This window comes from Paenibacillus sp. R-74696, assembly GCF_055814915.1.
This window is the reverse complement of the sequence record NZ_JBPULM010000050.1, coordinates 34619-57164: the sequence shown is the minus strand read 5'-3', so window position 1 is coordinate 57164 and position 22546 is coordinate 34619. Positions and strand designations below refer to the sequence as shown.

The following is a 22546-nucleotide window of genomic DNA, read 5'->3' as shown; positions in this document are numbered from 1 at the left end:
AAAGGAGTTGAAGTCGGCGTGATTCAAGCTAAAACACGTTGGAATCTTGCACCTTGGGACGAGCAGGCAGACGCGGCGGCGCAGGAGCTTTCGACAGCTTTGCGCCTGTCGCCACTTGCCGCCAAGCTTTTGGTGCAGCGCGGCTATAGGGAGGTCGCACAGGCGGAGCAGTTTTTAAGAGGCGGCTCTGAGCATTTGCATGACCCGTATTTGCTAAAAGATATGAGGGAGGCTGTCACCCGTATTCGGGAGGCGGCCTCAGCTGGCGAAAAAGTACGTATTTATGGCGATTATGATGCCGACGGCGTATCCAGCACCTCGCTGCTCGTGCATGTGTTTCGCGAGCTCGGCCTTCATTTTGATTATTATATTCCCCATCGGGCGCTCGAGGGTTATGGATTAAACAAGGCGGCACTGGAGAAGGCGGCCGCTGAGGGCGTTGGCTTAATTGTGACCGTTGATACCGGCATTAGCGCTTACGATGAAATTGCTTACGCCAAGGAGCTTGGGCTTGATGTCGTTGTCACCGACCATCACGAACCGCCAGCACGTATTCCGGATGCCTGCGCCGTTGTTAACCCGAAGCGGCATGATTGCACTTATCCATTTGAAGGGCTGGCAGGCGTTGGTGTCGCATTCAAGCTGGCGCAAGCGCTGCTGGAACGCCCGCCTATGGAACTGACGGACATCGTTTGTCTGGGAACGATTGCTGATTTAATGCCTCTGACTGGCGAAAACCGGATTTTAGTCAAAAGCGGGCTGGAACGGCTTCGCCAGACGACGAATACCGGATTTCTTGCGCTTGCCGAGTCGACGGGCATAGAGCTGCCGTCGATTACATCTACGACTGTCGCCTTCGGCATGGCGCCGCGCATTAATGCGGCTGGCAGGCTTGATCATGCGCGGCGCGCTGTCGAGCTGCTCATAAGCGATAACTACGATGAGGCTATACTGGCGGCGACCTCGCTCGATATGCTGAACCGCGAGCGGCAGCGCATTGTGGAAGGCATCGTCAAAGAGGCGGAGGAGCTGTGGGCGCAGAAGCAAGCACAAGCTTTGGAAGCGGGCGAAGCAGAGCCGGCAGTCATAGTGCTTGCGGGCGAAGGCTGGAATGTGGGCGTTATCGGCATTGTTGCCTCCAAGCTGCTGGAACGCCATTACAAGCCCGTCATTATTCTAGGCATAGATGGAGAGAGCGGCATGTGCAAGGGGTCTGCGCGCTCCATTGACGGCTACGACCTGCATGCAGCACTTACCGCCTGCGAGAAGCTGCTGGACCATTACGGGGGCCATCAGGCGGCGGCAGGCATGAGCCTGCATCGTGACCAGCTGGCTGATTTTGAACGCCAGCTGAGCGAGCTTGCTTTGGAATGGCTCAGCGAGCAGGATTGGATTCCAAAAACGGGCATTGATCTGGAGTGCAAGGTTGAAGAAGCTAATTTGCAAACGATCAATGAGCTAGCGCAGTTGGAGCCGTTCGGGGCGGGTAATCCATCGCCACGATTGCTCTTTCAGGGCGCCGCGCTTGCAGACAAGCGAACGATGGGCAAGGAAGCGAAGCATCTCAAGCTGACAGTGAAGAGTGGGCAGGCTGTGCTGGAAGCGGTAGGCTTCAGCATGGGAGCCATCGCCGACCGGCTAATTGCGAGCAGCACGGTCGATCTGGTAGGCGCGCTGTCTATTAATGAATGGAACGGCCAGCGCAAGCCGCAGCTGCATATTCATGACCTGTTCAGCGGAGGCGCGTATGCTAAATTTCCTGAACGTGAGCATTTCGGTCAAGTGTATCAACTGCTTCGGAGAATGAAGCAGGCACCGCTTGAGGGGCTTGCGAAGCGCCTCGCGGAGCTGAGCGGATGGCCGCAGGAAATGACCGAGGTTATGCTGCGCGTGTTTACCGAGCTTGCGTTTATCCGCATTGAGGATGGATTTGCAATCGTAGCAGAAGCACCGGAGAAGCGAGAGCTAAGCACAGCGCCTTCCTATCAGGAGGCAAAAAGTAAAGCAGAGCAATTGCAATCTCCACTCTTTGCAGCTACAATATTGGTTTGACAGCACCGCAATGGCGATAGACAGAAGGGACGAATAATTGATGAGCGAGTCACAAATTAATTTTAAAGATTACATTCGGGTCATTCCCGATTTCCCACAGCCAGGCATTCGCTTTAAGGATATTACTACTTTGCTGAAGGACGGCCCAGCTTACCGTGCTGCCATTGAAGAAATGCGCAAAGCGGTTGAGCATTTGAAAATTGATATCGTTGCAGGACCGGAAGCACGCGGCTTCGTTATCGGCGCTCCGCTTGCCCTTGCACTAGGCGTAGGTTTTGCGCCCATTCGCAAAAGCGGCAAACTGCCCGGCGAAACGATTGAAGCGAGCTATGACCTGGAGTATGGCAAAGATGTGCTCGCTATGCACAAGGACTCCATCCAGCCGGGACAGCGCGTTTTGATTGCTGATGATCTACTTGCAACGGGCGGCACGATCGCAACCTCCATTAATTTGATTCGTCAGCTTGGCGGGGAAATTGTCGGTTCGGCTTTTCTCATCGAGCTGTCGTATTTGACAGGCCGCGAGAAGCTTGGCGATATGGACGTCGTTTCACTCGTTACTTACTAGAAATATCTTGAAGGATGAAATAAAATCGTTTGAGCGTTTAAGCCAACCAGCTGCTGCTGGTTGGCTTTTGCACTATAAAGTCCGCGTTACCGGTTGAAAAATTTAAATTTCCATGACTTAAATCGACACTTCAATCGACAGCGTAGTTGACGTCATGCTATGCTTACAGGCATAATATTAGAAAACTCGGAAAATGCGCGAAGGGGAGCCGAAGCAGGGCTCATTTCGGAAAGGGATGTTCATGGGCATAGAGCAGTTAATTGAAAAGGCATCGGCCTATATGAAGGAACAGGACTTATTACGCATAAGGGAAGCCTATCATTTTGCAGATCAGGCTCATCATGGACAAGTGCGGAAATCAGGCGAACCTTACATTTTACATCCGATTGCCGTAGCAGATATATTGGTGGATATGCAGATGGATGTGCTGTCCATTATTACAGCTTTGCTGCATGACGTGGTTGAAGATACGACAGTCGATCTAGAGACGGTTCGGGCGAAATTCGGTGAAACCTGCGCGATGCTGGTTGACGGACTGACGAAGCTGGAGAAAATCCGTTTTCGTTCCAAGGAAGAGCAGCAAAACGAAAATTATCGAAAAATGTTTGTGGCGATGGCGCAGGATATTCGCGTTATTTTGATTAAGCTTGCCGATCGCCTGCACAATATGCGGACGCTGAAATTCCAGTCAGAGGAAGCCCAGCGGCGGATTGCGTATGAGACGCTGGAAATTTTTTGCCCCATTGCGCATCGGCTAGGTATTTCCGCGATTAAATGGGAGATGGAGGATATTGCACTTCGGTATTTAAATCCGCAGCAATATTATCGCATCGCCAACTTGATGAAGAAAAAACGGGCAGAGCGCGAGCAGTTTATTGCCGATGTTATTGAGCGTATTGAAGAGAAGCTTGGCGAAATGGGCATTGAAGGCGATATTTCCGGGCGCCCGAAGCATTTGTACAGCATTTACAAAAAAATGACCGACCGCAACAAGCAGTTTAATGAGATTTATGATCTCATGGCGATTCGGATTATTGTCGAAAATATTAAAGATTGTTATGCGACGCTCGGCATTATCCACACGCTGTGGAAGCCGATGCCGGGAAGGTTCAAGGATTATATCGCGATGCCGAAGGCGAATATGTACCAGTCGCTGCATACGACGGTTGTAGGGCCGAATGGCGAGCCGACCGAAGTGCAAATTCGGACATGGGATATGCATCGTACATCAGAATACGGGATTGCGGCGCATTGGGCGTACAAGGAAGGCACGGTCGTGCCAAACCGCAATTTTGAAGATAAAATGTCTTGGTTCCGCGAAATATTGGAGCTGCAAAATGACGCTCGCGACGCATCGGAGTTTATGGAATCGCTGAAAATGGATTTTTTCTCCGATCTTGTATTTGTATTTACGCCGAGCGGTGAAGTCATTGAGCTGCCAGCCGGCTCTGTGCCGCTGGATTTTGCTTACCGCATTCACACGGAGGTTGGCAACCGCACGATTGGCGCCAAGGTGAACGGCCGTATTGTGCCGCTTGATTGTAAGCTCAAAACCGGCGATATTATTGAAATTCTCACCTCCAAGCATTCGTACGGACCGAGCCAGGATTGGGTGAAAATCGCACAATCTTCGCATGCGCGCAGCAAAATCAGGCAGTGGTTTAAGAAGGAGCAGCGCGAGGAAAATGTGGCGAAGGGCCGTGAGGCTGTCGAGCGTGAGCTCAAGCGCCTTGGTCTAGAGCCTTCGGCTTGGCTGACCGAGGACAAGCTGCAGGAGGTTGCGTCCAAGTTCTCATTTAACGATGTGGAGGACATGCTGTCGGGCGTTAACTTTGGCGGCGTGACCGCTGCACAGATTTGTACCCGTCTAACGGAGAAGCTGCGCAAGGAAGCTGAGAAAAACAATACGATTGAGCTCGGTACGGATAAAGATGCGAAATCGGGAGTCAGCCGCAAAAATCGCCAGCACCATGGCGTTACGGTACGAGGTATTGATAATTTGCTCATTCGCTTTGCTCGCTGCTGCAATCCGGTGCCTGGCGACGCTATTATTGGCTACATTACGCGTGGACGCGGCGTCTCGGTGCATCGTATGGATTGCCAGAACATTCCGTTTGGCATGGACGGAGAGGAAGCTGATCGCGTCATTGAGGTGGAGTGGGAAGAATCTGTCGAGGCAAATTACAGCGTCGATATTGAAATTACCGGTCATGACCGTAATGGTCTGCTCAATGAAGTGCTGCAAGTCGTATCCGGAAGCAAGACGAATATTTCAGCAGTGACCGGGCGTTCCGTGAAAAATAAAATGGTCATGATTCATATGACCGTGCTGATTAAGAACGTTGAGCATCTCTCATCTGTGGTGGAGAAGATTAAACGGGTGCAGGATATATATTCCGTCCAAAGGATTATGAATAGCTGATTTTGCTGCAAAAGCCTTTAGTTGGGGAAGGGCGGGGGACGCTGCGTGAAAGGTTTGGGTTTCGGTCGCCATTGCTGATGGATTTTTGGAATATAACCGTAGCGGTTAAAATCCATCAGCAAAAGCGAACGCTCCGCTCCTCAATTCCAAACCTTTCACTTCACTCTCTCCCCCTCCTCTTCCCCAAAAAGGTTTTAAAAGCAAGTTTTGCTATTGCCAGTAGGCAACAAGCTAAAGATAAAAGATAAAGATAAAGATAAAGATAAAGTCAAAAGATAATGACTACACTTAGTTGACTGTTATTGTGTAGTTCAACAGGCATACATTGATTACACCTGCTTCGCATGCGCGAAGCAGGGATGAATGACAGAGGGATGGCGGCGTACTTAGCCGCCTTCTTCTTTTTTAAGGGAGGATGGGAAAGCATGAAGGTTGTGATACAGAGAAGCAAGCAGGCGAGCGTGACCGTCGAAGGTGAAATAACAGGAGCAATCAACTTCGGATACGTGCTGCTTGTTGGGATTACCCATGAAGATACAGTAGCAGACATCAAATGGATGGCCGATAAAATCGCGGGCCTGCGCATTTTTGAAGATGAGGCTGGCAAAATGAATTTTTCCATCGTCGAAACCGGTGGCGCTATTTTGTCCGTATCGCAGTTTACATTGTATGGAGACAGTCGCAAAGGCCGACGACCTAACTTTATGGCTGCTGCGCGCCCAGAACAGGCTGAGCCGCTCTACGAGCAGTTTAATGCCTATCTTCGCCAGCAGCATGGGCTGCAAGTGGAGACGGGGCGTTTTGGCGCTATGATGGATGTATCGTTCGTCAACTGGGGTCCTGTTACATTGATTTTGGACAGCAAGGAATAGAGCCGTAAAGAAGAATTGCATTCGCAGAGGGATTCCTTAATTCATTTCCTCTTTGGCAGCAACCTCCGTTTTAATTTCTGTAAATAATCCTTCTTTAGTCAAACCGGTTATTTTATCAATAGAGGCTAGCTCAATCTGTTCCGTTTGGAAATGGATCGTATCGTTTTGCTCAGTTGTTAAGGAAAGCTCCTTGTTTTCTGTATTCACTTTCAAAGCAACGCTGCCAAAAGAATCCACTTCCACTTGAAAGGGTACTGAAGAGGGGCCGAACACATCCTTAGTCTGTGCTTTTTTCAAAAACAAGACATAAGTTTGATCAAAATCAGGTTTGCTGTAGTTGGGCGAATTGAGCACCGCTTCATATTCCACTTCATCTACCGTATGCTTTAATAAAATGTTATGTGGAATGGAAATATGAATGGTGCCTCCAATCTCGCCTAACAAGGCTTCCTCGACTACAAACGAATACACCTCACTAAAATGGTTTTCTCCCATGTTCCAATTCTCAATAAATTTCTCGTAGCGGCCGGATACCACATAATCGGAATGATGAACTAATCCTGCAATATCCCCGCTTACTGCATAATCCGGAGCATAATTTACATTATACGTAGCTGGCATTTCCTGCTCTTTTGTTATAAGTAAAACCACTGCGGTCATGAGCGCTGCGCATAACACTGTAATTAGGGTCATACGAAGATTCCATCGTATCGTCATTATGATTTCCTCCTTTAATTATTTTGGATAAAGGGCATTTATTCCATTTTTATCATCGATTTGCGGCAAGTATATGTTTTCCCTGTCTCTGCTTGAATTCATAAGGGCCGTCACAGGAACAGAGCTATGACCCAGACCAAGGGCGTGCCCTAATTCATGTCCAGCAGTGCTCCTTCTTGTTTGGGGATAATTTACAACACTTGGGTTCCCTATATTGATATCCGCGGTAAAGTAGCTAGTTGAAGCTGTACCTGGGCTCACATAAGTAATGCATACCCCATACATCGAAGGATCATCGACACTTTGAGTGCCAACGGTGCTGAATGTTGAAGTGTTGAGTGCCGAAAGATTAAATTTTATTTTACTTTGGGCACTATTCCAATCAGAGACGGCGGAATCAAAAGCAGCTTTATAAGTCGTATTAGTGGTAGCGTATTTTACATAAACGTTGTAAGTATTATTAACGGACTTGGGCCATTTGTGACCGGTAAACGTATAGGCGAAAGCGGTTGACGTAAAAATGAGAGCCGATAGTAGTAAGGTTGTAGCGGTCAGCAAAGATTTTTTCCTCATCATTTCATGCCCCTTTTTTGATTTTTCTTACTGATAAATCTCTGTATACCATTTTCTTTGCACGACTAAGCGCTTTAAGGATACGATTGCGTACGAATTGGACGTAACTTTATGACGATCAAAAAACAGAATATGTTTCATATTTTGGATTTTATTTCAAATAAATAAAAGATGAAAGGTTCGAGGTGTATCTTTTCCAGCAGCATGAATGGCAATTGGACAAGCAATCATGCAGGGATGAAGATTAGTGGGGAGACCTTCTGGATACAATAGGGGAGAGAATGGGCGCGCTTAAAGCATTCGGCAGCGATTGGCCGTGGCTGAGCGCCTATTTATTTTGTACCGGAGGCGAATGAACGCATGCATCAATCCCGCAAGGAGCAAGGGCTGGAGCGGATTAGCCGCAAGCTGCTTCATGCAGATCGGCATGAAGCCATCAGGCTGTCACAGCTGGAGGAAGACATGGAGGCGGCAGAGGAATGGGCAGGCTTTCCAACTACTGCTGGCAAGCGGAGCGACATTAGGGACACATAATATGGAGCCGAATGCAGATAGGGTACCCGCGCGGCAAAGAACTGGAAGCAGGATACAATACGATGCCATAAGCCATATGACATAGGCTAACGCTTGTCCGCATACGCTGGCGCAAAAGCAGGGGAAAGGTCGAAATAGCAGGAAATAAAACGCTTTCTAAACTGTAATGTTACTGTAATCAAACGATAACGCTATTTTAACATCGCAAGCCTATAATAGACCTCGACCCCCTTTTTTAAAATATAATTTACTTTTGGACCTGCAATGTGATTGCAGGTTTTTTTCTGTCTTCTGGCGGGCATACGACTGTTTCTATACAATCGGGCTGATTACAGCTGAATCGCATCTTGACTTTCTGACGACGCCCAAGTAAAATGAAGCATCAGCACCATTCACTATAATGATTTCATGATGGAACAAAGTAATCCATGCGCATATATGCAGAGAGGAATGCCTTAGGCTGCAAGCATTCTTATAATGGCGGGATGAACAGACTTTCCGGAGAACAGACGGTGAACGTCAGCCTGCTGGGGTTTAAGCCCTAGGCAAGCGATTGTTTCAGTAGCCGTACTGCGGGTGACGGGCGTTAACCGTCTTCAAGCGAGCTTCTGCCTTAGGGCAGCTGTCTCGGAATGTGGGTGGTACCACGGGAGCTATACTCTCGTCCCTGACAGCAATATTTGCTGTTCAGGGGCGGGAGTTTTTTGCTTTAAATATAAGACTTTATAAGTTTTACACTTACCACTGGCTTATATTTCACCGCAAAATGAGCCCTGCCGTCATCACACGGCGAGTGCTGTTTTGCTTGTTTTCATGTTTTTCAGCAGCAGGTCAGGAGGAAAATGACATGGCATTTCAAAAATTACCGGGAACGCAGGACATGCTGCCGGGCTCAATCGACAGCTGGCAGTTCGTCGAGCAGAAGGCGCGCGAAATATGCCGCCGCTTTAATTTTCGTGAAATTCGCACGCCGATCTTCGAAGCGACCGAGCTGTTCCAGCGCGGCGTAGGCGAAACAACGGACGTTGTAGAGAAAGAGATGTATACGTTCACGGATCGCGGCAATCGCAGCGTGACGCTGCGTCCAGAGGGCACAGCCGGTGTCGTTCGGGCGTTCGTTGAAAATAAACTGTATGGCGAGCCTGATCTGACGAAGCTGTATTACATCGGTCCTATGTTCCGCTATGAGCGCCAGCAAGCGGGGCGTTACCGCCAGTTTCACCAGTTCGGCGTTGAGGCGATGGGCTCGGTGAATCCGGCGCTTGATGCCGAGGTTATCGCTTTGGGCTACACGTTTTATACCGAGGTTGGCCTTAAAGGGGTACGCGTCGAGATCAATTCCGTCGGAACGCCGGAAGTAAGGCTTGCCTTCCGCGAGCGCCTGCTTGCGTTCCTTGAGCCGAAGCGCGAGCTGCTGTGCAAAGATTGCCAGTCGCGGATGGACCGCAACCCGCTGCGCGTGCTGGACTGCAAAGTCGACCAGAAGCATTTTGAAGGTGCTCCGTCGATTTTGGATAGTTTGGATGAGGAATGCTCAACGCATTTTGAAAAGGTTAAAGCGTATTTGACGGCGATGAATATTCCGTTCGATGTCAATTCGAAGCTGGTGCGCGGGCTTGATTATTACACGCATACCGCTTTTGAATATAAAGCGGAAGGTATCGGTGCCATCGATACGATTGGCGGCGGCGGACGCTACAATGGGCTCGTTGCCGATATTGGCGGACCGGATCAGCCGGGCGTCGGTCTTGGCCTCGGGCTGGAGCGGACGATATTGCTCCTTGAGCACCAGAAGACGGAAGGCATCAAGGAAACGAGCCAGGTCGACGTTTACGTCATCAGCCTTGGCGAGGCAGCAGAGCGTGAGGCGACTAAGATCGTACATGACCTGCGTGCAGCAGGCTTGCGCGCTGACCGTGACTACACAGATCGCAAGATGAAGGCGCAGATGAAGTCAGCGGATCGCTTCAAGGCACGTTTTACCGCCATTCTCGGCGATGACGAGCTGGAGCGCGGCGAAATTGCCCTGAAAAATATGGAAAGCGGCGAGCAGCGCACCGTAGCAATCAGCGAGCTTGCAGCAGCGATTCAAGCTTAGAGACTGCGACGAAATAAAGTACCGCACCGGGTACTAATTTCCTCTCAGCTCCTGAGTTTACTAAATCTTTTAAATAAAAGGAGCATAACCATTATGTTGAAAACACACCCATGTGGAAAATTAACGAAAAGCGATATTGGACAAACGGTCATTTTGAACGGCTGGGTACAGCGTCGTCGTGACCTAGGCGGCGTATTGTTTATTGATCTTCGCGACCGTACAGGTATTGTGCAAACGGTATTTAACCCTGATTTTTCCGGCGATGCGCTGGCGATTGCTGACCGTGCCCGCAACGAGTTTGTACTTGCTGTTCAAGGCACAGTTGTTGAGCGTGACCCAGAGACCGTTAACGCGAACCTGGAAACAGGCGAAATCGAAGTGCGCGTTGAAAAAATCGAAATTATGAACGCGGCAAAAACACCGCCATTCCCAATCGAAGACGGCGTCGAAGTTGACGAGTCGCTGCGCTTGAAATACCGTTACCTTGATCTGCGTCGTCCGGAAATGCAAAAAACATTGCTGCTCCGTTCGAAAGCAGCGAAGATTTTCCGCGACTTCCTTGACGGAGAAGGCTTTATTGACGTTGAAACGCCAATTTTGACCAAGAGCTCACCAGAAGGTGCCCGTGATTATTTGGTACCAAGCCGCGTGCATGAAGGCGAATTTTTTGCCCTGCCGCAATCGCCGCAAATTTTCAAGCAATTGCTAATGGTCGGCGGCATTGAGCGTTATTATCAAATCGCTCGCTGCTTCCGCGATGAGGATCTTCGCGCAGACCGTCAGCCTGAGTTCACACAAGTCGATATTGAAACTTCCTTCCTGTCGCAGGATCAATTGCTGGGCATGATGGAGCAGCTTGCTGCAAGATTGTTCCGCGAGACAGTAGGCGTGGAGCTTGCGCTTCCGTTCCAACGCATTACGTATGAAGATGCCATCAATAAATATGGCTCCGATAAGCCTGACCTACGCTTCGGCATGGAAATTCAAGATATTACCGATATTGTAGCGACAAGCGAAGTGAAGGTATTCGCAAGCGTAGCAGCATCCGGCGGCGTCGTGAAGGCATTCAACGCTAAAGGCTGTGGCGGCTGGAGCCGTAAAGAGCTTGACGATCTGCAGCCGTTCGCTGCTCGTTATGGCGGTAAAGGCCTAGCTTGGATTACGGTGAAGGATGGCGAATGGCGCGGTCCAATCGTGAAGTTCCTGAAACCGGAGGAAATCGCGGCATTGACTGAGCGTCTTCAAGTTGAAGATGGCGACTTGCTTACATTCTCTGCTGACAAGCAAAAAGTTGTTGTTGATGTCATGGGCAATCTGCGCCTGAAAGTGGGCCGCGAGCTTGGCTTGATCGACGACACTAAATTTAAGTTCGTATGGGTCGTAGACTTCCCGCTTCTTGGCTGGGACGAGGATGCGCAGCGTTATGTAGCCGAGCATCATCCATTCACACGTCCGCATGAGGATGATTTGCACCTGTTTGATACAGATCCAGGCAAAATCCGCGCACAAGCTTATGATATAGTCCTGAACGGCTATGAAGTAGGCGGAGGCTCGATGCGTATTTACAAGCGTGAAGTACAGGAGAAAATGTTCAATGCGCTTGGTTTGTCGCCAGAAACAGCACAGCAGAACTTCGGTTACCTGCTGGATGCTTTTGAATACGGTACGCCTCCGCATGGCGGCATCGCTTTCGGCTTCGACCGTCTCATCATGCTGCTGGCTGGCCGCACGAACCTGCGTGAAACGATTGCATTCCCGAAAACAGCGAACGCAACCGATCTGCTGTGCAATGCGCCGTCCGAGGTTGAGCTATCCCAATTAGAGCAGCTTCATATCCGTACAGTGCCTAAGCCTGCAAAACAGCCTGCACCAGTAGGAGCAGCACCAGAAGCGCCACAAGCACCACAGGCTTAATGGAATGGGCGGGCGAAATTGCCCGCCTTCTCACCCTAGATGCATGGAATAGATAACGGAAGGGACGGCGATTTTTAGATGCTGCACCAATTTTCACGCACGGAGCTGGCAATCGGGCCGGAAGGCCTCGAGCTGATGAAAGGGAGTACGGTAGCGGTGCTTGGTATCGGCGGCGTGGGCGGCATTGCTGCTGAGGCGCTTGCCCGTACAGGCATAGGCCGTATTATTTTGGTCGATAAAGATGTTGTCGATATTACAAACGTCAATCGCCAGATCCATGCGCTTACGACGACCGTTGGCGAGCCGAAGGCAGACTTGATGCGCGACCGCATTAAGCTCATTAACCCAGAGTGCGACGCGGTATCTCTGCGCATGTTTTATACGGAAGAGACGTTCGATAAATTTTTTGAATATCCGATTGATTATGTGGTCGATGCTTCCGATACGATTTCGTACAAAATCCATTTGATCAAGCAGTGCCTGGAGCGCAAAATTCCGATTATTTCGAGCATGGGCGCCGCTAACAAAATGGACCCGACGAAATTTGAAGTTGTGGATATTTCCAAAACCCACACCGATCCCATTGCCCGCGTTGTGCGGCAAAGACTGCGCAAGGAAGGCATTCATAAAGGCGTGAAGGTTGTGTTCTCCTCGGAGACGCCGAAGAAGCCGCGTCAAGATGTGACGCAGCGCATCGTGCCCGAGAACGCGCCGGAAATTCGCAAGGCACAGCAGCCGCCAGCGAGCAATGCATTTGTTCCTCCAGTGGCGGGACTGATTATGGTCAGTGTCGTCGTACAGGATCTGCTGGCGAAGGCAGATATTACAGTCTAGGCAAGCCCGGCTTACAGCCAAATAAAATAAACCAGAGCGGATATGCACAGGCATATCATGGGCTCTGGTTTTTTTGTTGAATAAGCATGCTTATTTCTGAAACTCCTTCGGCGTAAAGCCCGTCATCTGCTTGAAGATGCGGCTGAAATAAAACGGGTCGCAATAGCCGACCTGCTCCCCGACTTCCTTAACGGACAGGTGAGCATGATTGCGAAGCAAATATTTCGCTTCGTGGATACGCAGCGACATCAAATAGCGGGAAGGGGACTCCTCCGTATGCTTCATAAAAACTTTGCTCAAGTGGGAGGCGGTAAAATTGAAGCTGCGGGCAATTTGCTCCAGGCTGAGATTTTCCCTGTAATGCTCGCGCATGAAGCCTTGCACCATTTGCACCAATTCATCCGTATCCGTGTCCGCTCCGCTTGGCTGGAGGCTTTTCACCGGGGGGTTATAATCAGTCCGTTCCGCCTCAATTAGCGTCTTTACGCGATTGTATACCCGCGCAAGCTCAGAGGTTGCAATCGGTTTCAGCAAATATTCAATGACATTGTACTGAATCGCTTGCCGCGCGTATTCAAAATCCGCAAAGCCGCTTGTAATAATTTTGCGCATGCGTGGATAATAGCGGTGGATGGACCCAATGAGCTCAATGCCATCCATGACGGGCATCCGAATATCGGTAATGAGCAGATCCGGCTGCTCCCGCTTCACAAGCTCGAGCGCTTCTTTGCCATCCTGGGCGGAGCCGACAATTCGAATGGCCTGATCCAGACCTTCGAGCTTGCGCACCAGCGTACCTCGGATGATATCTTCGTCTTCGGCAATAACAACTTTAATGACGTTTGCTTGAGCCATGAGCGAATGCCTCCCTTTGCCGGTTTTGTTTGCCACCAATTCTAATAGCGGCCCCGCCTTCAGAGCAATTGTAAAGTTGAGGACCAAAGGTATGCCATACGACTAATAAAATAAATCCAGCAGTTCACGCGCACCGTTGCTGCTTTCATTTTGCTGCTAGGCGGACGTTTTGTCAAAGACTTTTTGTAAGCGCTTCACAAAAAACTGGCAAGTGTTAAAATCCAGCAGTGCATTCATCCCTATAGGGGAGCGATATGACAAAAGCCGTGCCTGTGGTGGAGCCTATTTTGTGCCAGCTTTTCAGTAATGAGCAAAATGAAAAAGCGCATACCGATTGAATATCGATACACGCTTTAGGTAAACCCGTCTTTAAATTATCCGATTACCGCATCAATGAACTTTTCCAGTGCGGTCGTATCTGTAATGTTTTTATTGCAATCATCGCTTTTGGCGCACATATAATTTCCGATGGCTTTGTAGTAGTCGGGTGATGTGCCCGCGGGCCTTTTTTTCGTTATGGCGGAAAATAAAGCAAGCTCCTCGAACCGATTGCACACAAAGCAATAGTTTTTCTTGTTCGCCCGGTTGTAGCGGCCTTCGACGCCAACAAACTGCCCATTTACCGGATAAACGATAAACAGCTTATTGCTCGCAATATCAATCCAGCTTAAATAAGTGACATAGCGATAGTCGATAGCGGCTAGATCGGGCAGCCTGAGCTTTTTATTTTTGGGAAAAAGCTTCTGTATCTGTTTGGCCGTAATGGCTGGAAACTCCGTCAAATAGGCTTCCAGATCCCGCAAATACTTGGCAAAATCCTCTTTCGTCCTTAGCGTTGAAACGGCCTCAAGCATTTGCTTCTGCTCGGCGGTGGCGCCTGGGAACATCTCCATAATTTTAGATTCTGCCGTATATTTAACGGACTCCAAAATTTTCAAATCGACAACCGTGCCAAGCGCATGCTGCAAAATACCGGCTTGTTTTTTTATCTCATTATATTGATGGTTTCTAATAAATGGTTCACGCATTTAGGTTCAGCCCCTTATTTGTTTTGATCATGCAGAAAATAAGGTGCAAAGCCAAGTATTAGAAACGACATAAGCGTGGCTGGGAGAAAACGTATCAGTTATGAGTACGCCCTTGCAAAGTATCGCTTCTAAAACAAGCTCTGCAGTGGGCTGTGCCAATCCGGCAATCTCGTATTGCCATCCATACCGACCCCCTTTTCAATGAATTACCGTTTATTATAATCAAAAAAACCTTCTTTCTCAACAGCCAATCCCATGGCGCAATAAAAAGCGAATATGCTATGATCGATAGGAATAGAAAAGAAGGTTGTGAGGCATATGGATTTATTTTCTTATCAGGAAGCGGAGACGCCGCGGGCGAGGCTGCTAGCCGACCGCATGCGGCCGCAGACGCTGGATGAATATATTGGGCAAGAGCATATCATTGGAGAGGACAAGCTGCTGCGCCGGGCGATTGAAGGGGATCAGGTGTCGTCCATTTTGCTGTACGGCCCGCCGGGCTGCGGCAAGACGACGCTTGCCAACATTATTTCCAAGCGGACAGCGGGCGAGTTCGTCAAGCTGAACGCCGTTGACGCTTCGGTGAAGGATGTGCGCGAAGTTATTGAGCAAGCCCGTCTGAGCAAGACGATGTATGGCAAAAAAACAATTTTGTTCCTCGACGAGGTGCATCGCTTTAACACGGCAAGACAAGATGCGCTGCTGCCAGCGGTTGAGCAGGGCATCATCATTTTTATTGGCGCGACGACGGAAAATCCATTTCACCATGTAAATGGGGCGCTTCTGTCACGCTCGACACTGTTTCAATTGGAGCCGCTCGGTCCGCAGCATGCGCTGGAGTCCATGAAGCGGGCGCTGGCGGATAAAAGCCGCGGGCTGGGCTTTATGGAGCTGCACTGCGACGAGGAGGCGCTGGCGCATATCGCGAATATGGCAGGCGGCGACATTCGCCGCGCTTTGAACGCACTGGAGCTGGCCGCAGTGACAACGCCTTCTGAGCCGGACGGCTCGGTACATATTACGCTGGAGGTGGCGCAGGAATCGATACGCAACCGTGCGGTCAAAGCGGATCAATCGACGCAATATGATGTGCTGTCAGCGTTTCATAAAAGCATTCGCGGCTCCAGCGATGCAGCGCTGTTCTGGTTTTTGTACGCGGTGGAGAAGCTTGGCATGGACCCGATGACGTTTATCCGCCGGCTGATCGTCGCTTGCAGCGAGGACATTGGCCTTGCGAATCCGCAAGCGATGGTGCAGGCGGTAACGGCGATGGATGCTTATCACAAAATCGGCTGGCCGGAGGCGAAATACAATGTGTCACAAGCGATTTTGTTCGCGGTAGAAAGCCCAAAATCAAATGCAACGGCGATGGCCATCGGCAAGGCGATGACGATGATGGAGGGGCTGGGCGCAGCCGAAGTGCCGCTGCATTTGCGCGATACGCATTATAAAGGCTCGGCGCAGCTTGGTCACGAAGGCTACAAGTACCCGCATGATTATCCGGGGCATTATGTGCAGCAGCAATATTTGCCAGACAAGCTGCGGGAAATGAGCTTTTATCAGGCATCCGAGCAGGGCATGGAGGATAAAATCCGGCAAAACCAAGAGCTGCGGAAACGTCCGAAGGGGAAGAAATAGCCGTTTGAAGGATAGGATGGAAACCTTCTAATGCCGGCCTTCGTATGGAGGCTCAGGCAAATTGCAAAGCGATAACCACAACTCTTTGTCGAGTGGACTCTGTTGTATCCCGTTCCCTGTTCTTTTCTCTTTGGTTTATTATTATATTGAGGTGTTTAAAATATATTATATGTGGTTGTTTGTATCTTTTTTAGTTTCTTTATGGCTGGTGTCTTTTTACCCGAATTACAATGACAATGAGTTCGTGCTTTTTACTGATATTACAACCATATTGTTTTTTTTACCTGGTTTCTTTCTTATGTTTTATTCTATACTCGTACAACTATTGCTATTAATAGTGAAAAAAGCAGAGGCAATAGCTCCAATAGCGATTATATTCTATATCCTGAATATAGTGGTCATATCTTTTATTACTAGTTATTCGAATATCTTTTTGAATATAGCCATTTCTATTGTGTGCTCATCGCTATCCATCATTCATTTTTTTATTTCACTGTACTTAAAAAAGCGTTTGGCTCCGATTTAGGCAGGCCAAGCACGATCTGCGAAGGAATAGGAACGAAGCAGACGGATCGTGGGGATGAGGTCTACACTTTACGCGGGTGCGACCAAGATGACACGGCAGAAACCTTTTTCTGGGCCGCCGACCCGGATCCCACAAAATAACACCAAACAAAGGAGCTGTATAAACCTATGAAGCTGTTAACATTTACGGAGCAAGGTGCAGAGCGTTTGGGAGTAAAGACGGAGCAAGGCATTCTCGATGTGGCGGCAGCCAGTGTAGCTTGTAAAGGCAGTGCATCCGTACCTCAAAATATCCATCAGGTCATTGAAGGCGGGGCGGAGGCCGTTGAAGCCCTTCACCGTCTGGCGGACGAAGCGTTAAGCCGTGCCGCTGAGCTTGGCCCGGTATTTCTCGATGAAGCGGAGCTTGTGTTTGCCCCTGCTGTGACAAGCCCTGGCAAAATCCTTTGCATAGGCCTCAATTACCGCAAGCATGCGGAGGAGTCCAATGCGGCCATTCCCGAGGTGCCGATTCTGTTCAGCAAATTTAGCAATACGCTCGCCGCCCATGGAGAAGAAGTACCGCTTCCTATTGCCTCCGAGAAGGTGGATTACGAGGCAGAGCTAGCGATTGTCATTGGCAAAGAAGCGAAGCATGTGACGGAGGAGGAAGCGCTCAGCTACGTATTCGGCTACTGCGCTGCCAATGATTTGTCGGCTCGCGATTTGCAAATGCGGACAGGCCAGTGGCTGCTGGGCAAAACGTGCGACAAATTTGCGCCGCTCGGCCCTTATCTCGTAACAGCGGACGAGGTAGGCAATCCGAATGAGCTGGAGATGAAATGTTTCGTAAACGGCGAGGTGCGCCAGCACTCGAACACGAGCGATATGATTTTTAACTGCAAGGAAATCGTCAGCTATGTTTCGCGCCATATGACGCTGTCGCCGGGCGATGTCATCTTGACGGGTACGCCTGAAGGCGTCATGCTCGGTTATCCGGTGGACAAGCAAAGCTATCTCAAGGCAGGGGACCATGTTACGATCGAAATCGAAAAGCTTGGTAGCTTGACAAATCTAATGGTTCTGGAATCATAACCAGTATAAAAAAGCAAGGAAGCCGAGGCTAATGCCGCCAGCGTCCTTGCTTTTTTTCAATAAAACCGATAAGTGCTTCAGAGATCCATCGCTCTACGCAATGGCAAACATGAGTGCGCCGTAGCCAAATGCGGCAGCCAGCATTCCCATCGCAAAAGCAGGCATCAGCGAATTGCTGCGGTACATCCGGAAAAAGCCGACAATCATAATAGCAGCTGATGCAAGCAGCAGCCAGCTATCAAGTCCAAGCGAAAAATGAAGCGTAATATCAGGGCTGAAGCTTCCTTTATAAATCGTTGTGAACAAAGAAGATGGTGCTGTTGTTTGCAGCGTTTCCTTCACCTCATGCGGCGGGGCCTGCTGGCCCAGCACGCTTGTGGCGATAAAAATCAGCAAGGCGATCAGGCTTTCTGCCTTTAACCAAGGGAGCGGGCGGAAAGCGGCATCTTGCTTGAGCTTGTTTTTGTAGCCAAAGCTGTTCGTATACGCGAGCAGCAGCAGCGGCAGCAGCAATAAATGCTTAATCAACAGCATTTGCCCGTACGGCAGCATCCAGGCGTTAACATATTCTGGTGTCGTAAAGGTCATTAATGTAATGCCCGCTGATATCGTTACGAAAAAACAGCCGAAGGCGAGCGTTGAAAACCATGATAAAAACGGCTCCCAATGGTTTTCGTCCTTCGAAAACCAGCTTATCGTAACGACAATGCCCAGCCAAATGGTGACGGCTATAAAATGGGCGCTGTGAATGACGACCCCTTTCAGCCCATAGAGCGCTGAGGCATGGCTGGCATAACCGAGCCATACAGCCAGCAGCAAGGCTATGAACAGCCCAACCTTCGGCATATGGCGGTCCTGCCGGAAGGATTTCATTGCGAGCAGGACGGACAGGCCGAGGGAGCTAAGCAGCGTCCACACGAAGGCTTTGCCTGCTACGGCATCAAGCAGCAGGCTTTTCATCATTTGCATATAGCTAAGTTCAAAGTCGGCGGCGAAAGTACGTGCCGTTTGATCAAGCGGAACAAACGAAAGCACAGGGATAGCAAGCGTGCAGGCCAGCAGCAAGCGATCAGGGACAACAACCTGCGGACGCTTGCCCTCCGGCACGAGACGCAAAGTAAATGCGCCCATTAACAACGCAAAGCAAACATACAGAAGCGTCTCGCTCAAATAAATCATTTTTTACGTCTTCTCGCAGCGGCAGCGATAACGGCAATAAGCAGAATGACAACGACAATAATGATCACGCTCGTTGTGGAGCTGCTATCCTTTCCTTCCGTAGGGGCTGCAGGATCTGCTGTTGGAGCAACGCTTGCCGCAGGGCTTGCCGTTTCAAGGACAGGCGACTCGGTTGCCGCAGCTTCAGGCGTTGATGTGCTTTCAGGCGAAGGGGATGCCGATGCAGGCTGCTCGCTTGCAGCAGCTTCCGGCGCGTTGACGGTGAAGCTGTAGTCGCCCTCAATCGCATGGCCATCAGCGCCGATAATCGCCCATTTTACCGTGTATATCCCGTTCTCCAGCGCCGTTGGAACCGCACCGCTCATCGTTTTTCCGTCTACAGTTACTTCATCGGTGGCAATTTGCTCGCCAGCCGCGTTCAAAAGCTTGAATGTACTGAGCTTTTCGATATCCGTATTGAAAGAAAGTGAGATTTGAGCAGGTGATGCGGTTACCGTCTCGTCTACGGCAGGTGTGGCCTGCTCGATTTTGGAATGGGCAAAAACGGCACCGGGAACTAGCCAAATAACAGCCAGCATAATTAGAATAAAACGTTTCATATTGTTCCTCCTTGTAAGCTGAAGCTTAAGTATGTTGTAGCAAGCTGTTAGCATTATATCAGATATTGGGGTGTGACAAACGGCCTGCTCTGCGGCAAATTATAGGCGACTTTATGAACTTTTGCAAAAAAACGCTAGGTCTATGCTGAATAATGTACGGACTACGATGAATAAACATAATTACCGTCACTTAAAAACGGCGAGAGATGGACGAGGGGGTGCGCCTACCGTCACCGGAGCATATTCTGGGGCAGGGCAGGCGAAGCCGCATTGGGTGAAACGATTCAGTTTGTGCTGTTTGCAGGGTTATTGCTCGCTAACGGTTTTTTCACAGCGGCGGAGACGGCTATGCTGCGTTTGCGGCCTGATCAGCTGCATAAGCTGCAGAGCGGGCGCCGTTCAACAAAAAGGGCAACTGCTTCTGCTGCGATGCTGCGTGAGCCTCAAACTTATTTAACCATATGCCAGCTTGGAATAACACTCGCGTCGCTGGGGATGGGCTGGATGGGGATTCCGGCATTCCGCCTGCTCTTCGATTCATGGCTGACTGGAATGAGTGGGCGAGTCCCCATCGCTCCAATCGTAGCGGAAGTGTGCGCTGTCGCAGCCGCTTTGCTGCTGGCTGCCGTGCTGCACAGCGTTTGCGGCGTACTCGTTCCGAAAGCCATTGCGGGACATCGTGCGAAGCGGGTCGTTGCGCTCGCGGCCGCACCACTGTTTTATTTTCATAAAATCATGTATCCGTTGGCACGTCTGCTGGACGTACTGTCCAGCTGGATGGTTCAGGATGGTGAGGCCCGGGTGGGCGCAGGTACAGCCCATGCATATTCCAGTCAAGACATTCGACTGCTGCTCAAGGAAAGCCAGCGTTTCGGACACATTCATCATACGGAGCTGCTGCTTGTTGATAATATTTTCAAATTTACAGAAACGCATGCGAGAGAAATTATGATTCCAAGGCGAGAGATCATCTGCTTGTACACCCAGCTGTCGCTTGCGGAAAATAAACAGATGGCGCTTGCCGAAATGCATACGCGTTATCCCGTCTGTGAAAGCGACAAGGATGATATTATCGGCTTTGTCCATATCAAAGATTTATGGAAGGATGCGCAGCATACGCTGACCGACATCGAGCAAATTTTGCGCCCAATTATGACGGTGCCGGAGTCGATTTTCATACGGGAGCTGCTTGGGCAAATGCAGGAGAGCAAAACGCAAATTGCGATTTTAATAGATGAATATGGCGGTACATCAGGCATCGTAACGCTGGAAGACATTATGGAGGAAATTGTTGGTGAAATTCAGGATGAGTTTGACGAGGAGCGAGCGATGATTGAGCAGCTCGGCGAAGGGAGCCACTCGATTAGCGGGATGATGCTGATTGAGGAGGTAAACAGCTGCCTCGGCACGAATATTAGCTGTGACAACTTTGATACGATTGGCGGCTGGATGTATTCCCAACTGGAAAACCTGCCCCGCAAAGGCAATCGTGTAAAAGAAGCCAATCATTTCGAGTTTGTCATCGAGGAAACGGATCATTACCGCATTTCCCGTATTCGCGTGAGCCGGCTCGCTGCTTATCCTTCAGACAAGGAGCAAGAGGATTTGAAGGGAGACGCTGGAAATGCTGACGGCAAGGGGACAGGGACATAAGGGCGCTGTGCATATAAAAATGGAACCTTCTCCTCCGGGCGCTGCCCATCAGTGAAAAGGTTCCTTGCCTTGCCTTAACTTGCCCTGCTTGCTTGGGACTGAAGTTCATGTTTCAAAGACTGCTGACTGCTAGCCATTCAAATTGAAAAATACTTAACGAGCGGCAAGGAAAGCCGCTTCGTCGACTTCAATCTTCTCTACGATATCGATTGTGCCGCCTGCAAGACAAACATCGCCATCATAGAGAACGACGGCTTGGCCTGGCGTGATCGCCTTTTGCGGCTGATCGAACACAATATGTGCTGTTCCGTCAGCGCCAGGTGTCACGGTAACGCCCTGATCTGCTTGGCGGTAGCGGAACTTGGCCGTGCAGCGAAAAGGACCTTCCGGCTGCTGAGGTGAAATCCAGTTCATGCCGCTGGCGATTAGACCAGTCGAATACATGCTCGGATGCTGCTCGCCTTGCACCACATACAAAATGTTGCGCTCAAGGTCTTTGTCCGCAACGAACCAAGGCTCGCCATTGCCGGAGCCGCCAATGCCAAGGCCTTGGCGCTGTCCGAGCGTATAATACATCAGGCCGTCATGCTTGCCCTTGACTTCACCGCTGCGAATGTCGACCATGTCGCCTTTCTGGGCTGGCAAATAGCCGCTCAGAAATTCCTTGAAGTTGCGCTCGCCGATGAAGCAGACGCCGGTGCTGTCTTTTTTCTTCGCGGTGTACAAGCCTGCCTCTTCAGCAATCCGTCTTACCTCTGGCTTCGGCAGATGGCCAATCGGGAACATTGCCTTCGCGAGCTGCTTCTGGTTCAGCGCACTGAGGAAGTAAGTCTGGTCTTTATTGCTGTCCACGCCGCGCAGCAGCTTCGTTTCGCCATCCGGCGTTCGTTCTACGCGCGCGTAATGGCCTGTCGCCAAATAGTCGGCGCCTAGCTCATTCGCTTTTTTGAGAAAATCGCCGAACTTGATTTCCCGGTTGCACATGACGTCGGGATTCGGCGTACGGCCGCGCTTGTATTCATCTAGAAAATAAGTGAATACTTTATCGAAATATTGCTTCTCAAAATTAACCGTATAATACGGAATGCCGATCTGGTCGCATACGCGGCGAACGTCTTCCGCGTCTTCCTCTGCTGTGCAGTGACCAAATTCATCGGTATCATCCCAGTTTTTCATGAAAATGCCGACAACATCATAACCTTCCTGCTTAAGCAGCAGTGCGGTTACGGAAGAGTCTACACCGCCGGACATGCCGACAACGACTCTAGTTTCTTGTTTGGATTTTTCCATTTGCTTACACCGCCTTGTATTCAAACTCTAAAACGAGTATCTCTCATTGTAGCATATATTTATCGCTGCACAAAAAACTTTTTTAAGAAGAATAACAAGCTTTTCTCGCATGTTGAACGCA

18 protein-coding genes are annotated in these 22546 nt (G+C 49.9%); 11 read left to right on the top strand and 7 right to left on the bottom strand.

Annotated features, from left to right (window positions below):
* The first annotated feature begins 18 nt into the window (after positions 1-18).
* The 4 genes from recJ (at position 19) to dtd (ending at position 5914) form a co-directional block, all read left to right on the top strand.
* Positions 19-2052, top strand: coding sequence for a single-stranded-DNA-specific exonuclease RecJ (gene recJ, locus ACSR9A_RS28735; protein WP_473761695.1), 2034 nt, complete (start codon positions 19-21; stop codon positions 2050-2052).
* Between the two features lie 55 nt (positions 2053-2107).
* Entirely contained in the window at positions 2108-2620 is a 513-nt protein-coding gene (locus ACSR9A_RS28730) for an adenine phosphoribosyltransferase (RefSeq protein WP_338556641.1), read from the top strand.
* A gap of 241 nt (positions 2621-2861) precedes the next feature.
* Complete coding sequence (locus ACSR9A_RS28725; RefSeq protein WP_473761692.1) at positions 2862-5042, top strand: RelA/SpoT family protein; 2181 nt, start codon at positions 2862-2864, stop codon at positions 5040-5042.
* 425 nt (positions 5043-5467) lie between these two features.
* Positions 5468-5914 carry a D-aminoacyl-tRNA deacylase gene (gene dtd / locus ACSR9A_RS28720; RefSeq protein WP_473761690.1) on the top strand — a complete coding sequence of 149 codons (447 nt, stop codon included), beginning with the start codon at positions 5468-5470 and terminating at the stop codon, positions 5912-5914.
* Positions 5915-5950: 36 nt separating this feature from the next.
* Here the strand turns inward: dtd and ACSR9A_RS28715 are convergent, their stop codons facing one another.
* Both ACSR9A_RS28715 and ACSR9A_RS28710 read right to left on the bottom strand, forming a co-directional pair.
* Positions 5951-6631 (bottom strand): hypothetical protein, encoded by a 681-nt coding sequence (locus ACSR9A_RS28715; protein ID WP_473761688.1) that lies wholly within the window; start codon positions 6629-6631, stop codon positions 5951-5953.
* An 18-nt stretch (positions 6632-6649) separates the two neighbouring features.
* On the bottom strand, positions 6650-7207 hold the full coding sequence (locus tag ACSR9A_RS28710; protein ID WP_473761685.1) for a M57 family metalloprotease: 558 nt from the start codon (positions 7205-7207) through the stop codon (positions 6650-6652).
* Positions 7208-7564: 357 nt separating this feature from the next.
* On the opposite strand from ACSR9A_RS28710, the gene ACSR9A_RS28705 reads away from it, so the two are divergent.
* From ACSR9A_RS28705 to ACSR9A_RS28690, 4 genes are all read left to right on the top strand, one after another.
* A complete protein-coding gene (locus ACSR9A_RS28705) occupies positions 7565-7738 on the top strand; it encodes a hypothetical protein (RefSeq protein WP_473761683.1) in 174 nt (57 codons plus the stop codon).
* A gap of 847 nt (positions 7739-8585) precedes the next feature.
* Positions 8586-9836 carry a histidine--tRNA ligase gene (hisS, locus tag ACSR9A_RS28700; RefSeq protein ID WP_473761680.1) on the top strand — a complete coding sequence of 417 codons (1251 nt, stop codon included), beginning with the start codon at positions 8586-8588 and terminating at the stop codon, positions 9834-9836.
* A 93-nt stretch (positions 9837-9929) separates the two neighbouring features.
* Positions 9930-11750 (top strand): aspartate--tRNA ligase, encoded by a 1821-nt coding sequence (aspS, locus tag ACSR9A_RS28695; protein ID WP_341281793.1) that lies wholly within the window; start codon positions 9930-9932, stop codon positions 11748-11750.
* Positions 11751-11828: 78 nt separating this feature from the next.
* The gene (locus ACSR9A_RS28690) at positions 11829-12584 is read left to right on the top strand and encodes a tRNA threonylcarbamoyladenosine dehydratase (protein ID WP_473761678.1); all 756 of its coding nucleotides are present in this window, start codon (positions 11829-11831) and stop codon (positions 12582-12584) included.
* 90 nt (positions 12585-12674) lie between these two features.
* On the opposite strand, the gene ACSR9A_RS28685 is transcribed toward ACSR9A_RS28690, so the two are convergent.
* Both ACSR9A_RS28685 and ACSR9A_RS28680 read right to left on the bottom strand, forming a co-directional pair.
* A complete protein-coding gene (locus ACSR9A_RS28685; RefSeq protein ID WP_473761676.1) occupies positions 12675-13439 on the bottom strand; it encodes a response regulator transcription factor in 765 nt (254 codons plus the stop codon).
* 374 nt (positions 13440-13813) lie between these two features.
* Positions 13814-14467: a FusB/FusC family EF-G-binding protein gene (locus ACSR9A_RS28680; protein ID WP_473761674.1), complete on the bottom strand. Its 654-nt coding sequence runs from the start codon at positions 14465-14467 to the stop codon at positions 13814-13816.
* 318 nt (positions 14468-14785) lie between these two features.
* Here ACSR9A_RS28680 and ACSR9A_RS28675 point away from each other — a divergent pair, with 318 nt between their 5' ends.
* Positions 14786-16105, top strand: a complete 1320-nt coding sequence (locus ACSR9A_RS28675) for a replication-associated recombination protein A (RefSeq protein ID WP_473761672.1) — start codon at positions 14786-14788, stop codon at positions 16103-16105.
* A gap of 693 nt (positions 16106-16798) precedes the next feature.
* Positions 16799-17704: a fumarylacetoacetate hydrolase family protein gene (locus tag ACSR9A_RS28670; RefSeq protein WP_473761670.1), complete on the top strand. Its 906-nt coding sequence runs from the start codon at positions 16799-16801 to the stop codon at positions 17702-17704.
* A gap of 93 nt (positions 17705-17797) precedes the next feature.
* On the opposite strand, the gene ACSR9A_RS28665 is transcribed toward ACSR9A_RS28670, so the two are convergent.
* Both ACSR9A_RS28665 and ACSR9A_RS28660 read right to left on the bottom strand, forming a co-directional pair.
* On the bottom strand, positions 17798-18883 hold the full coding sequence (locus ACSR9A_RS28665) for a copper resistance D family protein (RefSeq protein ID WP_473761667.1): 1086 nt from the start codon (positions 18881-18883) through the stop codon (positions 17798-17800).
* On the bottom strand, positions 18880-19482 hold the full coding sequence (locus ACSR9A_RS28660; protein WP_473761665.1) for a copper resistance CopC family protein: 603 nt from the start codon (positions 19480-19482) through the stop codon (positions 18880-18882). The genes ACSR9A_RS28665 and ACSR9A_RS28660 overlap by 4 nt, the downstream gene beginning before the upstream one ends.
* Before the next feature lie 270 nt (positions 19483-19752).
* Here ACSR9A_RS28660 and ACSR9A_RS28655 point away from each other — a divergent pair, with 270 nt between their 5' ends.
* The gene (locus tag ACSR9A_RS28655; protein WP_473761663.1) at positions 19753-21135 is read left to right on the top strand and encodes a hemolysin family protein; all 1383 of its coding nucleotides are present in this window, start codon (positions 19753-19755) and stop codon (positions 21133-21135) included.
* Positions 21136-21288: 153 nt separating this feature from the next.
* On the opposite strand, the gene mnmA is transcribed toward ACSR9A_RS28655, so the two are convergent.
* Positions 21289-22425 carry a tRNA 2-thiouridine(34) synthase MnmA gene (gene mnmA, locus ACSR9A_RS28650; RefSeq protein ID WP_473761662.1) on the bottom strand — a complete coding sequence of 379 codons (1137 nt, stop codon included), beginning with the start codon at positions 22423-22425 and terminating at the stop codon, positions 21289-21291.
* Positions 22426-22546 lie beyond the last annotated feature (121 nt).